The organism is Brevundimonas aurantiaca, assembly GCF_904830995.1.
Lineage (GTDB): Bacteria > Pseudomonadota > Alphaproteobacteria > Caulobacterales > Caulobacteraceae > Brevundimonas > Brevundimonas aurantiaca.
On record NZ_CAJGVD010000001.1, the window covers coordinates 505,638 to 519,150 of the forward strand.

13 protein-coding genes are annotated in these 13,513 nt (G+C 66.6%); 7 read left to right on the forward strand and 6 right to left on the reverse strand.

Annotated features, from left to right (window positions below):
* Positions 1-149: 149 nt before the first annotated feature.
* Positions 150-1,520 carry a class II 3-deoxy-7-phosphoheptulonate synthase gene (locus JMT67_RS02630; protein WP_183215549.1) on the forward strand — a complete coding sequence of 457 codons (1,371 nt, stop codon included), beginning with the start codon at positions 150-152 and terminating at the stop codon, positions 1,518-1,520.
* On the opposite strand, the gene JMT67_RS02635 is transcribed toward JMT67_RS02630, so the two are convergent.
* A complete protein-coding gene (locus JMT67_RS02635; RefSeq protein WP_201462614.1) occupies positions 1,498-2,709 on the reverse strand; it encodes an FAD-dependent oxidoreductase in 1,212 nt (403 codons plus the stop codon). The two genes, JMT67_RS02630 and JMT67_RS02635, sit on opposite strands and share 23 nt — an antisense overlap.
* Positions 2,710-2,910: 201 nt before the next feature.
* Between JMT67_RS02635 and JMT67_RS02640 the strand changes: the two genes are divergently transcribed.
* The gene (locus JMT67_RS02640; RefSeq protein ID WP_183215545.1) at positions 2,911-3,486 is read left to right on the forward strand and encodes a prephenate dehydratase domain-containing protein; all 576 of its coding nucleotides are present in this window, start codon (positions 2,911-2,913) and stop codon (positions 3,484-3,486) included.
* 281 nt (positions 3,487-3,767) lie between these two features.
* Entirely contained in the window at positions 3,768-4,526 is a 759-nt protein-coding gene (locus tag JMT67_RS02645; protein WP_183215543.1) for a chorismate mutase, read from the forward strand.
* Positions 4,527-4,544: 18 nt separating this feature from the next.
* Here the strand turns inward: JMT67_RS02645 and JMT67_RS02650 are convergent, their stop codons facing one another.
* The 3 genes from JMT67_RS02650 to JMT67_RS02660 form a co-directional block, all read right to left on the reverse strand.
* Positions 4,545-5,453: an SDR family NAD(P)-dependent oxidoreductase gene (locus JMT67_RS02650; RefSeq protein ID WP_201462615.1), complete on the reverse strand. Its 909-nt coding sequence runs from the start codon at positions 5,451-5,453 to the stop codon at positions 4,545-4,547.
* A 98-nt stretch (positions 5,454-5,551) separates the two neighbouring features.
* On the reverse strand, positions 5,552-7,504 hold the full coding sequence (gene acs, locus JMT67_RS02655) for an acetate--CoA ligase (RefSeq protein WP_201462616.1): 1,953 nt from the start codon (positions 7,502-7,504) through the stop codon (positions 5,552-5,554).
* 2 nt (positions 7,505-7,506) lie between these two features.
* Entirely contained in the window at positions 7,507-8,853 is a 1,347-nt protein-coding gene (locus tag JMT67_RS02660; RefSeq protein WP_201462617.1) for a DcaP family trimeric outer membrane transporter, read from the reverse strand.
* Between the two features lie 164 nt (positions 8,854-9,017).
* Between JMT67_RS02660 and JMT67_RS02665 the strand changes: the two genes are divergently transcribed.
* Positions 9,018-9,632, forward strand: a complete 615-nt coding sequence (locus JMT67_RS02665; protein ID WP_201462618.1) for a response regulator transcription factor — start codon at positions 9,018-9,020, stop codon at positions 9,630-9,632.
* 7 nt (positions 9,633-9,639) lie between these two features.
* Here the strand turns inward: JMT67_RS02665 and rnhA are convergent, their stop codons facing one another.
* Positions 9,640-10,092 (reverse strand): ribonuclease HI, encoded by a 453-nt coding sequence (gene rnhA, locus JMT67_RS02670; protein ID WP_054765769.1) that lies wholly within the window; start codon positions 10,090-10,092, stop codon positions 9,640-9,642.
* Between the two features lie 109 nt (positions 10,093-10,201).
* Here rnhA and JMT67_RS02675 point away from each other — a divergent pair, with 109 nt between their 5' ends.
* From JMT67_RS02675 to tatC, 3 genes are read left to right on the forward strand one after another with little or no spacing between them, the layout of a single operon-like run.
* On the forward strand, positions 10,202-10,414 hold the full coding sequence (locus JMT67_RS02675; protein WP_054765770.1) for a twin-arginine translocase TatA/TatE family subunit: 213 nt from the start codon (positions 10,202-10,204) through the stop codon (positions 10,412-10,414).
* Positions 10,415-10,444: 30 nt separating this feature from the next.
* The gene (tatB, locus tag JMT67_RS16455) at positions 10,445-11,062 is read left to right on the forward strand and encodes a Sec-independent protein translocase protein TatB (protein WP_201462619.1); all 618 of its coding nucleotides are present in this window, start codon (positions 10,445-10,447) and stop codon (positions 11,060-11,062) included.
* Complete coding sequence (gene tatC / locus JMT67_RS02685) at positions 11,059-11,949, forward strand: twin-arginine translocase subunit TatC (RefSeq protein ID WP_201462620.1); 891 nt, start codon at positions 11,059-11,061, stop codon at positions 11,947-11,949. The genes tatB and tatC overlap by 4 nt, the downstream gene beginning before the upstream one ends.
* A 123-nt stretch (positions 11,950-12,072) precedes the next feature.
* Here the strand turns inward: tatC and glnA are convergent, their stop codons facing one another.
* Positions 12,073-13,479 carry a type I glutamate--ammonia ligase gene (glnA, locus tag JMT67_RS02690; protein ID WP_054765772.1) on the reverse strand — a complete coding sequence of 469 codons (1,407 nt, stop codon included), beginning with the start codon at positions 13,477-13,479 and terminating at the stop codon, positions 12,073-12,075.
* Positions 13,480-13,513: the final 34 nt, after the last annotated feature.

Consider the following 13,513-nt stretch of genomic DNA (forward strand, 5'->3'; position numbering starts at 1 on the left):
AGCCAGATGGCGATGTCGTGGAAATTTCACGGTCCGGGCGCGCCAAAACGGCGGCTTTTCCGGCACCGCAAACCGAAAATCGGGTCACCGCCGCAATATCTGTTCGTCTTTTCGTTGTTCCGGCGGCGGCAAAGTCCTATTCTTGCCGGATGACACGCTGGACCCCCGAAAGCTGGAGAACCAAGACCGCCCTGCACATGCCGGCGGACTATCCGGACCCGCAAGCCCTGGCCCTGGTCGAGGACGAACTGCGCGCCCTGCCGCCGCTCGTCTTCGCCGGCGAGGCGCGACGACTGACGTCTAAACTCTCGCAGGTCGAGCGGGGCGAGGCCTTCCTGCTCCAGGGCGGCGACTGCGCCGAGAGCTTCAAGGAGTTCTCGACCGACAACATCCGCGACACCTTCCGCCTGATCCTGCAGATGGCCGTGGTCCTGACCTTCGCGGGGCGCAAGCCGGTTGTGAAGGTGGGCCGGATCGCCGGCCAGTTCGCCAAGCCGCGCTCTTCTCCGCTTGAAGAGATCGACGGCGTCGAACTGCCCAGCTATCGCGGCGACATCATCAACGGCATGGGCTTCACGGCCGAAGAGCGCATGCCCGACCCCCAGCGTCTGATCCGGGCCTACAACCAGTCGGCCTCGACCCTGAATCTGCTGCGCGCCTTCGCGGGGGGCGGCTACGCCGACCTGTACAACATCCATCGCTGGACCCTGGGCTTTGCGGGCGACAACGCCGCCGGCGCCCAGTACCGCGAGCTGGCCGACAAGATCACCGAGGCCCTGGCCTTCATGGAGGCGGTCGGCGTCACGCCCGAGACCCATCCGGATCTGAGCCGGGTCGAGGTCTTCACCAGCCACGAGGCCCTTCTCCTGAACGTCGAGAGCGCCCTGACGCGGCTGGACGGCGGTTCGGGCGAATGGTTCGACACCTCGGCCCATATGCTGTGGATCGGCGAACGCACGCGTCAGCTGGACGGCGCCCATGTCGAGTTCATGAAGGGGATCAAGAACCCCATTGGCGTGAAGTGCGGACCCACCATGACCGCCGACGACCTTCTGCCCCTGATCGACGTCCTGAACCCGGACAATGTGTCGGGCCGACTGACCCTGATCGGCCGTTTCGGTCACGACAAGGTCGGCGAACGCCTGCCCAAGCTGATGCGCGAAGTTAAGGCCTCGGGCCGCAAGGTGATCTGGTCCATTGACCCGATGCACGGCAATACGCTGAAGGCCGGCAACGGCTACAAGACCCGGCCGTTCGACCGGATCCTCAGCGAGGTGCGGACCTTCATCGACGTGGCGGAGGCGGAAGGCGTCCACCCCGGCGGCGTCCACCTGGAGATGACCGGCCAGAACGTCACCGAATGCATCGGCGGCGCCCAGGCCGTGACCGAGGACGACCTGTCCAACCGCTATCACACCCACTGCGACCCGCGCCTGAACGCCGACCAGGCGCTGGAGCTGGCCTTCCTGGTGGCCGAGCGGTTGAAGGCAGGCCGGATCAGCCGCTCGGAAGCGGCCTGATCGACGGAAACAGCGGGGCGACGAGGCCGATGGTCGCGTTCGCCTCGGCTCGGTCCGGCGTCTCGTCGTCGACACCGACGCCGTTCATGTCATTGCGCATGGCCTGAACCACGATCCCGTCCGGTCGCGACAGCACGGTCACGCCCCGGAAATGCAGGCCGTAGTTGACCTCGGGCTGGGGCGCGAGCCAGGCGATCTGGCCGCGCACGGGGATCATCTCCTTGTCCTCGAACAGGGCCTTCGCGCCATAGCCGGTGCAGTTGATCACGATCTTCTCGGGCAGGGCCGTCAGATCCGCCGGCGTGTTGAAGGCGCGGGTCTCGATCCGGCCGCCCTGGCTCAGAAACTCGGTCTCCAACCGGTGCGCCAGTTCGGCGACGTTGAACTGCATGGCGCTGACCATCCGGGTCTCCCCAACCGGAAAGGGCGAGGCGGAAGCGGGCAGGGGGATGGATCGCGGCGCCAGCCCGTCCAGCCTGTATTCGGCGAATCGGATCGGCTTTATCCCAGGCGCGGTAAGGATCGGCGGCGGTTCGACCGTACGCGGCAGGTCCGCCGCGCCCGACAGCATATAGCGGTCGCTAAAGACGACCGGATCGCCTTCTGTCCCCAGATAGGTCTGGTGAGTGGCGTAGGTCTCGCGCGCCATCTGTTCCCAAAGGGCGGGGAAGTCAGCCGCGACGCGATCAGCGTCGGCGATGCGGCTGTCCGGCGTCCAACTGCCTGTGGCGCGCATGGATCGGGTGAAGGCTGCCCGTTCGCGCGCATAGATGGTCACCCGCGCCCCCATGCGCTGAAGCTGGAGCGCCGACGTCAAGCCGAGGGCGCCGCTGCCGATCACCGCGACCACGGGCGGACCGCCCGCCAGACCCGCCAGGGCCATGGCCTTGCGCGCTGCGATAGCGCTGGAGCCCCAGGACAAAGACCAGCCGCTGCCGCCGTGGCCATAGTTGTGAACCACCTTGGTCTCGCCGACCGCCTCCACGTTCAGGCGCGGGCCTGTCGGGCGAAAAGGACGGGTGCAGACGGTGATGCGTATGATCCGCTCGGGCGTCATCAGGATCGGCGCGATCCGGCGCGGGGCAAACCCTGTCGTCGGCAGGACGGCAGGCGTCGGCGCGCAGCCTGCAAGGGCTCCCGCCAGGCCCGTCAACACGGCCCGACGGTTGGAGCTGGTGACGAGGGACATGAGCGGCTCCGGAAGATGCGAACTGCGACGCTACCCGCACCATGCGCGGCCCGAAAGCACCCCACGATCACATTCGGCTTGTGGGGACGAAAGCGGCGCCGCAGATACGGCGCGAAACGGTCACGGCTCGGACAACTATGCTCCGTCTGATCGGCGGCCAGCAAAGGGAAGGCTTTCGGCGGTCCGTCGGAAGTGATGAATATGGACAAGCCAACACAGCAAGACGACAACCCCGGTCGGGTCGCCTATCAGGGCGCCCCCGGCGCCTTCAGTCATGAGGCCTGCACGGCCCTTCGCCCCTGGGACGAGGCTGTGCCGTTCGAGACCTTCGCCGAGGCCATCGCAGCCCTGAAGGGCGGCGACTGCGACTGCGCCCTGATCCCGGTCGAGAACTCCTCCATCGGCGTGGTCGAACCCGCCGCGACCCTGGTGCGCGACTCCGGCCTTCGCGTGGTCGCCGAAGCCTGGCGGCCGATCCGCCACGCCCTGATGGGACTGGACGGCGCGCGCATCGCCGATCTGAAGCGGGTGCTCAGCCACCCCATCGCCCTGGCTCAGTGCGAACGGACACTGAAGGGCCTGAAGCTGAACGTGGTCGAGCATTTCGACACCGCCGGCGCCGCCCGCGACGTCGCCGAGGCGGGCGATCCGACCCAGGCGGCCATTGCGCCGGTAGGGGCCGCCGAGGTCTATGGCCTGTCGATCCTGCGCAACGATCTTCAGGATTCCAGCGATAACCGGACGCGTTTCGTCCTCCTGGGGGCCGATAGGGCTTGACGGCGCACGGTCTTTGCGTGCTTTAAGGCCGCTCGGATCGCGAACGATCCGCATAACCGGACCCGGACCCATGTCCCGCCAGCGCGTTCTTTCTGTTTCCTTCGACCGTTCGCGCGCGGTGTCCGGCCTCTATTTCGGCTACGGCTTTTACGGCTTTCGATACGCCGGCTGAGGCGTCGGGCGCTTTTCGTCCCTGACAGTCTCGCCGGCGACCGCTCTGGACCAGAGCGGCTGTCCGCCCCTGCACATCGAAATTCCCCTTTTGCCGAAAGCCCGAACCCATGCCCCATTCCAACGTCCAGAAAGTGTGGCCCGAAGTGGTCGAACTGACCCCGGAACAACAGGCCCTGGCCGCCCTGCGCGCCGAGATCGACGCCATTGACGATCAGATTCTGGCCCTGTTCGAACAACGTCTCGCCGTCGCCGCCACCGTCGGCCGCGCCAAGGACGCCCCCACGGGGCCCCACACCAAGCTTCGCCCCGACCGCGAGCAGACCGTCCTGTCGCGGATGTTGTCCAAGTGCCGCCCCGAAAACGCCGAGGCGGTCGAACACCTCTGGCGTGAGATCGTCGGCTGGGGGCTGGCGCGTCAGGGCCGGCTGCAGGTCCAGGTCTGGGCCCCGATCGAGCCGACCCGCGCCTATGACGGCGCCCGGTTGCGTTTCGGCGCCGCCGCCGACATCAAGATGGTGCGCGACCCGCAAAAGGCCCTGGCCTTCGCCGCCGAGGGTCATGGCGTGGCCGTTCTGGCCATCAACACCGAGGACGCCTGGTGGATGGGCCTGCGTCGCGAATGGTCGATGCTCAGCGTCTTCGACGGCTACGGCGGCGAGACGCCGACCTCCCTGGCTGTCGGCAAGATCGATCCGCCGGCCCTGCCGAAGGGTCGCCGCGTGGTCGTGACCGCAGGCGGCGACGCCGGCGACGGCGGCGGCGCGCGTCGCTGGGGCCTGAACACCCATCACGGCTGGACCATCGCCCTGACCGAGGCGGAACTGACGCCGGGCGAGGCGGAAGGCTGCGTCGGCGCGATCGGCTGACCGCGCCGACATGAAGGCTCAGGAGGCGTGCGCCTTCTGGGCCTTGGTCAGTTCGATCATGCCCTGGGCGGCGCCCATCTCCGGCACGATCTCTTTCGAACGGTCCGAGATGGCGTCGAACCGGGCCGCGACCTGTTCCGGCGCGTCCGGACCGGCGATATGGACGCCCTCTGTCAGGGTCACATAGGCGCGTTCGAACCCGCCGGCGCCGGCCGCCAGGATACAGCGGCTGGGGGCGTCCCGGCTCAGCAGATACAGCAGACCAGGCGTCACCAGCGCCGGATCCAGGGCCTCCAGGGGCAGGGCGGCGCCCAGGTCTTCGGTCATGCGCGTATGGGCCGTGGGCGCCAGGCAGTTGACGCGGATGTCGTTCTTGGCCCCCTCGATCGACAGGGTCTGCATCAGACCGACCAAGGCCATCTTGGCCGCCCCATAGTTCGACTGGCCGAAATTGCCGTACAGACCCGAGGACGAGGTGGTCATGACGATGCGGCCGTAGTTCTGGCCGCGCATGATCTCCCACACCGCCTTGGTGCAGTTGACCGCCCCCATCAGATGGACGTCCACGACGAAGCGGAAGTCCTCCAGCTCCATCTTGGCGAAGCTCTTGTCGCGCAGGACCCCGGCGTTGTTCACCAGCAGGTCGACCCGACCCCATTTGGCCATGGCCGCCTCCACCATGGCCTGAACGGCGGCGAAGTCGGTGACGGAGGCGGTATTGGCCACGGCCTCGCCGCCGGCGGCCTCGATCTCGGCCACGACAGCCTCGGCGGCGGTGGCGGAACCGCCCGAACCGTCGCGGGCGCCGCCCAGATCATTGACCACCACCTTGGCCCCGCGCGCCGCCAGGGCCAGGGCGTGCTGCCGCCCCAGACCACCGCCCGCGCCTGTCACAATGGCCACCTGTCCGTCGAACCGGATCGTCATCCTATCGTCTCCACCCAAGCACTGGGGCCCTCGGCGCTACAGCCGGCCCCTTGATCCGGTTTTGACGACGCCGGGCGCGGCGCACAAGTCCGGCCTGATCAGCCCGCGCGGTTCTTCACCAGATCCTCGACGACCGACGGATCGGCCAGGGTCGAGGTGTCGCCCAGCGAGCCGATCTCGTTCTCGGCGATCTTGCGCAGGATGCGGCGCATGATCTTGCCGGATCGGGTCTTGGGCAGGCCGGGCGCCCACTGGATCACGTCCGGGGCGGCGATGGGGCCGATCTCGCGACGGACGTGGGCGCCCAGGGCCTTGCGCAGATCCTCGGTCGCCTCGACCCCCTTGTTCAGGGTGACATAGGCGTAGATGCCCTGGCCCTTGATGTCGTGCGGATAGCCGACCACGGCCGCCTCGGCCACGTCGTCGTGCAGCACCAGGGCGCTTTCGATCTCGGCCGTGCCCATCCGGTGGCCCGAGACATTGATGACGTCGTCGACCCGGCCGGTGATCCAGTAATAGCCGTCCTCGTCCCGGCGACAGCCGTCGCCGGTGAAATACCGGCCGGGATAGGTCGAGAAATAGGTCTCGAAGAAGCGCTGATGATCGCCGTAGACGGTGCGCATCTGGCCCGGCCAACTGTCGGTGATGCACAGATTGCCCGAGACGGCGCCGACCAGTTCCTGGCCCTCCGCATCGACGATCTGCAACTCCACGCCGGGCAGGGGCAGGGTGGCCGAGCCCGGCTTCAGGTCGGTGGCGCCGGGCAAGGGGGTGATCAGATGGCCGCCTGTCTCGGTCTGCCACCAGGTGTCCACGATCGGGCAGCGGCTGTCCCCGACCACCTCATGATACCAACGCCAGGCCTCCGGATTGATCGGCTCGCCGACCGTGCCCAGCAGACGCAGCGATTTGCGTGACGTGGCCTTCACCGGCGCGTCGCCTTCGCGCATCAGGGCGCGCAGGGCCGTCGGGGCGGTGTAGAAGACCTCGACCTTGTGCTTGTCCACCACCTGCCAAAAGCGGCTGGCGTCGGGATAGTTGGGTACGCCTTCGAACATCAGGGTGGTCGCGGCGTTCGCCAGCGGACCATAGACCAGATAGGAATGGCCCGTGACCCAGCCCACGTCGGCCGTGCACCAGAAGACCTCGCCGGGGCGATAATCGAACGTCAGCTCATGGGTCCAGGCGGCCCAGAACAGATAGCCGCCCGTCGTGTGAAGAACGCCTTTGGGCTTTCCGGTGGAACCTGAGGTGTAGAGGATGAACAACGGATCTTCCGCCTTCATCGGCTCGGGGGGACAGTCGGTCGAGGCCTCGGCCGCCTCGACGGCGTAGTCGATGTCGCGGCCTTCGATCATCGGCACGTCGGCGCCGGTGCGGCGGACCACCAGAACCGTATCGACCTTCACCTTTTCCAGGGCCGCATCGACATTGGCCTTCAGCGGCACGATCTTGCCGCCGCGCACGCCCTCGTCGGCCGTGATGACCAGGTTGGAGCCGCAGTCCTCGATCCGACCGCACAGGCTGTCGGGCGAAAAGCCGCCGAAGACCACGGAATGGACCGCCCCGATCCGGGCGCAGGCCAGCATGGCGTAGGCGGCCTCGGGGATCATCGGCAGATAGATGGTGACCCGGTCGCCCTTCTTGGCCCCGTGGGATTTCAGTACATTGGCCATGCGGCAGACCTGCGCGTGCAGCTCGCCGTAGGTGATGTGACGACTGTCCGCCGGGTCGTCGCCCTCCCAGATGATCGCGGTCTCATCCTTGCGGTGGGGCAGGTGGCGGTCGATGCAGTTGGCGGCGACGTTCAGAACGCCGTCCTCGAACCAGCGGATGCGGAAATCCTCCTTCCTGAAGGAGACGTCCTTGATCCTGGTCGGCGCCTTGATCCAGTCGAGGCGTTTCGCCTGTTCGGACCAGAAGGCCTCGGGCGTCTCGCGCGCCGCGATCCGCGCCGCCTCATAGGCTCGCCGGTCCATATGGGCCTTGGCGGCGAAGTCTGCGGGAACGGGGTAGAGGTCGGAATCGGGCACGCGAGACGTCTCCAGCATCTTTAGAATCCGTATTTGGCGAACAGGATCAATCGGGTCATGTCGCCGCTCGCGCCGGATTCGATTTCGCGGTCGGCGAACATCAGCTCGGCGCCGACATCAAACGCCGTAACCGGCGACCAGATCAAGTTGGCGTGGACGCTCTGGGCCGACCGGTTGACGGCCAGACCGGTCACGCTCGTGTCATTATCGACCGACTGCGCCGACCAGATCAGGCTGGAGCGCCAGCCGGGCGCCCAGACGTGACGATAGGCGGCGAAGCCGGCGACGACGCCGATCGCGTCCAGTTCGCCCGAGGCGTCCAGCACCGCGTCGTTCGAGAAGTTCAGCCCGACATATCGGCCGATCCCTTCGCCGCCCGTCACCATCAGACGCAGATCGTCCTTGGCGCCGACCTTGATCTTGGTCGAGGCGGACAGGCCCCAGCCGGTGGCGGTGGAATCGATGCTGGTCGACGGGTTCTGGTACTTCAGCTGACGCAGCAGACCGGCGAACTGCAGATCCCCCCAGGGCCGCGCCAGGGCGTAGCGGGCGGTGAAGTCGGGCAGGCTGTTGTCGTCGGCGATGATCCGCGCGCCGCCGCCGAACGGGGTCACGGTCGTCTCGGGGTTTTCCACCGAAACGGAGAAGGGACCGCGCGTGTAACGCACCTGGACCTGCCGCGCGAAGACCGTGCCCTCGGCCGCGCCGATGAAGTCGGCGGATTCGGGCAGGACGGCGGTGTTCTGGAAGTTGGTCCACTCCTGGCCGATCAGCCAGTTGTCGATGGTCACGAAGGCGCGGCGCAGGGCCGGGTTGGCGGGGCTGGTGGTGCGCTGGTCCGCTGTGCCGGGCAGGGTCTGGAAGTCCATCTCCAGCCGCGTGCCGACCTTGTGGCCGCCGACCAGGCCGTCGGTCGTCAGCCAGAACCGGGTCTGGCGGGCGTTGAAGTCTGTCGCCGTATCCTCGTCGGCGCCGCCGATGGGGATGGAGCCGGGGATATGGAACTCACGCAGGGCGTCGCCATTGGCGGGATCGCCGCCGGAATAGCTGGAGGCCGAGGCGTCCACCTTGACGAAGCCGCCGAACTTCACTGTGTGGTCGCCGATCCGGAAACCGTCGCTGGGCGCGGCCGCCTGCTGGACCGGCGCCGGCGGCGCCGGGCGGGCCTCCAGCCGGATGATGTCCTGCTGCTGCGCCGCCTGCTGGGTGCGGGCGGCGACGACTTCGGATTTGAGGGCGTTCAACTCGGCTTCGAGCTGAGCGATTCGGGCTTCGAGGGCGGCCTGGGCGTCTTGCGCCGAGGCGACGCCGGGGGCCAGAAGCAGGGCCGCCGCCGCGCATCCTGCCGCCAGGCTGGATTTGATCATGATGGTTCCTCCCTGGCTCGTCTGTTGCGAGCGTCCGAATGAACCTTTTCCCCAAGGGGCGTATGCGGCCATTAGCCAATGGTCTAGTTTCGACCAAAGTCGAACTGCGTCATGCTGCTGCAGACGCGGCCGCCAAGAACGCTGCGCGAAGGGAAGGACGCCTGATGGATCGAATCGTCATCGCCGACGATCACCCCCTGTTCCGCGCCGCGCTGCGGTCCGCCGTCTCCAAGGCCTCGCCCGAAGCGACGATAGAGGAATGCGCCAGCCTGGCCGAGGCGCGAGCGGCCCTCAGGACGCCGACCGACCTGCTGCTTCTGGATCTCAAACTCTCCGACAGTGAAGGCATGGCGGGCCTGGCCGCCGTTCGGGCCGAACATCCCGTCGTTCCGGTCGCCGTCGTCTCGGCCAGCGAGGAGGCGAGCGTCGTGCGCCGCGCCCTGGCCCTCGGCGCCGCAGGCTTCATCCCAAAATCCGCCGCCCTTCCGCAGATGGTGGAGGCGATCACGGCCGTTCTGGCCGGCGACGCCTGGGCGCCCGAGACGCCGGAGGCGGCCGGAGAGGACGACCTCGCCGCCCGGGTCGGCAGCCTGACGCCGTCGCAGCTGCGCATACTGGAAGGGTTGAAGGCGGGGCGGTTGAACAAGCAGATCGCCTTCGACCTGGGCGTCTCCGAAGCAACCATCAAGGCGCATCTGACCAGCGTGTTTCGAAAGCTGGGCGTTTATAATCGGACCCAGGCGGTGATTCTGGCTCAGCAGATGGACCTGACCCGGTGACCCTGGTTTAGGCCCTTTTCAGGTCCGCCACGCCGCGATTCGCCAACTGGTCCGCGCGCTCATTCAACGCATGGCCGGCGTGGCCCTTGACCCAGCGCCATTTGACCTCGTGTCTCTGGCGCGCCTCATCGAGACGTCGCCAAAGGTCGGCGTTCTTGACCGGCTTCTTGTCGGCGGTCAGCCAGCCGCGCGCCTTCCAACCGCGCATCCATTCGGTCACGCCTTGCATGACATATTTGCTGTCCGTATGAAGCTCGACCTTGCACGGGCGTTTCAGCGCCTCCAGCGCCATGATGGCGGCCGTCAGCTCCATGCGGTTGTTGGTCGTATTCGCCTCGCCGCCCCAAAGTTCCTTCTCATGACCGCCTGCCGTCTGCAGCAGGGCGCCCCAGCCGCCGGGCCCCGGATTGCCCTTGCAGGCGCCGTCGGTATGGATGATGACGTGATCGGAGAGACTCATGGTCGCGCACACCTACAGCCTCCCTTGGCGTGGGGCCATGACTCCGCCTATATGCGGGACGAAGAAGAGTGGATGGGGCCGATCATCGGCCTCTTCGAGGAGATTACCCATGGGCTCCATGAGCATCTGGCACTGGGCCATCGTCATTGTCGTGGTCGCCGTCCTGTTCGGCGGACGCGGCAAGCTGTCCAGCATCATGGGCGACGCCGCCAAGGGCATCCGCGCATTCAAGGACGGCCTGTCGGACGACGGCAAGAAGGACGCGACGCAAGACGGCGTCGGCGCCCTGCCGCGCACCGAGGCGGAGAAGGAAAAGCACTGAAGTCCGCGTCGGGTCTTTGAGGGCTGACGCATGGGCGGGCTCGGCCCCGGTATCGGGGGCTTCGAACTATTGGTGATCGGTCTGGTGGCCCTGCTGGTGGTGGGGCCCAAGGACTTGCCTGTGCTCATGCGCCGCGTGGGCCAGATGCTGGCCAAGGCCCGCGCCATGGCCAATGAGTTCCGCTCCAGCTTCGACGAGATGGCGCGCCAGTCCGAACTGGACGAGTTGCGTAAGGAGGTCGAGGCGCTGCGGAGCGGGCAGGGGGCCATGTACCCCCTGGGCGCCGAGGCCGATGCGGCCTTCAAGGAGATCAACGCCGGTCTGACGACGCCGCCGCCCGTCGCCTCACTGCCGACCCCGGCGGTGGATGAATGGCCCGATGCGTCGCCTGTCTCCCCGCTGGAGCCGGAGCCGGAGGCCAAGTCGAAGCCCGATTCAAGGCCCAGGTCGAAGCGCGGCAGTTCGACCGCCGAAACCTCAGCAACGCCCGCGAAAACGAAGAAGACCGCCAGGGCGGGCGGGGCGGTCGCGGCGAAGACCCGCGCCTCGGCCAAGGGCGCCGCCAAGACCCAGATCTCGGACGCCCAGGCGCCGGCCCAGTCGTCCGCCAAGACCAAGACCCCGCGCAAGAAGGCCGTCGAGCTTTGACTATCTCCGACCGCGACGAGGCCGAGATCGAGGCGTCGCGCGCGCCCCTGATGGACCATCTGATAGAGCTGCGCAGCCGGCTGCTGGTCTGCGTGGTCGCCTTCGCCCTGGGCTTCATCCTGTGTTTCGCCTTCGCCAATCAGATCCAGATCGCCCTGATCAAACCCTATCAGGCGGCGGCGGCCATTCATGCGGCGGCGGCGGCCTCTGGAGGCCACGCCAATCCGCTGGAGCTGATCGCGATCATGACGGGTTTCAAACCCTATCCGCCCGGTTCGGCCGCCGTGGTGCAACTGATCGCCACTGCCCCACTGGAACAGTTGTTCACCAAGATGAAGATCGCCGCCTTCGGCGCGGCCGTCCTGACCTTCCCGGTCATGGCCTGGCAGGTTTACCGCTTCGTCGCGCCCGGCCTGTACCGCAATGAGCGGGGCGCCTTTCTGCCCTTCCTGATCGCCGCCCCCGTGATGTTCTGCCTGGGCGGAGCCCTGGTCTATTACGTCATGCTGCCCTTCGTCATGCTGTTCTCCCTGGGGCAGCAGGTGGTCAGCGACGGCATTTCCGTGGCTCAGACGACCAAGATTTCGGACTATCTGAACCTGGTCACCTCGCTGCTGCTGGCCTTCGGCCTGTGCTTCCAACTGCCGGTCGTGACGACCCTTTTAGGCCTGGCCGGCTTGATCAATTCCAAGATGATGGCCTCGGGCCGCCGCTACGCCATCGTCGCCGTGGTGGTGGTCGCCGCCGTCGTCACGCCGCCCGACCCCATCAGCCAGCTGATGCTGGCGGTGCCCCTGGTCATTCTCTATGAGGTCTCGATCTGGTGCGTGCGGCTGATCGAACTGCGCCGCAAGAAGGCGGACGATCTGGAAGCCGAAGCGGCCTGAGGCCGGTCCAGCCACTCCCTGCTCACCCCTTGAAAACGGCCGCCGCCTCGCTTGGCGCGCTGGACGACAAAAAGGGCGCCGGCGGTTCGCGCCGGCGCCCTTTGTTCGCCTCTGATATGTCGATCAGCAGCTGTAGTACATGTCAAACTCAACCGGGTGCGGGTGCAGTTGCAGGCGCATCACCTCTTCCATCTTCAGCTCGATGTAGCTGTCGATGAAGTCGTCATCCATGACGCCGCCCTTCTTGAGGAAGGCGCGGTCCTTGTCGAGGTTCTCCAGGGCTTCACGCAGCGAGCCGCAGACCTCGGGGATGGAGCCGCGCTCTTCCGGCGGCAGGTCGTAGAGGTTCTTGTCGGCGGGCGCGCCGGGATCGATGCGGTTTTCGATGCCGTCCAGGCCCGCCATCAGCAGGGCGACGAAGGTCAGATAGGGGTTGCCCATCGGGTCGGGGAAGCGGGCTTCCAGACGCTTGGCCTTCGGCGAGGAGACGTGCGGAATGCGGATCGAGGCCGAACGGTTGCGAGCCGAATAGGCCAGTTTCACCGGGGCTTCGTAACCGGGGACCAGACGCTTGTAGGAGTTGGTGGTCGAGTTGGCGAAGGCGTTGATGGCCTTGGCGTGCTTGATGATGCCGCCGATGTACCACAGGCATTCCTGCGACAGGCCGGCGTATTTGTCGCCGGCGAACAGGGGCTTGCCGTCGCGCCAGATCGACTGGTGCACGTGCATTCCCGAGCCGTTGTCGGCGAACATGGGCTTGGCCATGAAGGTCGCGGTCTTGCCGTAGGCGGCCGCGACGTTGTGGATGACGTACTTATACAGCTGCAGCCGGTCGGCCATGGTCAGCAGGTCCGAGAACTTCAGGCCCAGTTCGTGCTGGGCCGGCGCCACCTCGTGGTGGTGCTTCTCGGGCTGGAGGCCCAGGTCACGCATCACGCCCAGCATTTCGCCGCGCAGATCCTGACCCGAATCGACCGGGTTGACCGGGAAATAGCCGCCCTTGGGCCCAGGGCGGTGGCCCATGTTGCCCTCGGTGTATTCGGCGCCGGTGTTGGCGGGCAGCTCGGTCGAATCGTAGCTGTAGCCGGTGTTGTGAGGCTGGGTGTTCCAGCGCACGTCGTCGAAGATGAAGAACTCGGCTTCCGGGCCGAAATAGACCTGATCGCCCACGCCCGAAGACTGGACATAGGCCAAGGCCTTCTTGGCCATCGAACGGCTGTCGCGGTTGTAGGGCTCGCCGGTGTCCGGGTTCAGCACGTCGCAGAACAGGAACATGGTCGTCTGCTGATAGAAGGGGTCGATATAGGCCGTGGTCAGGTCCGGCTTCAGCAGCATGTCCGACTCATTGATCGCCTTCCAGCCGGCGATGGACGAGCCGTCGAACATGGTGCCTTCGTTCAGAAAGTCCTCATCGACTAGGTCGACGTCGAAGGTCACATGTTGCAGCTTGCCGCGGGTGTCGGTGAAGCGAACGTCGACGTATTTGACGTCCTTTTCCTTGATCTCTTTGAGGATCTTGCTGGCGCTCATTCTCGGAAGTCCTGTTTCTTGGTCGTTGGGGAGG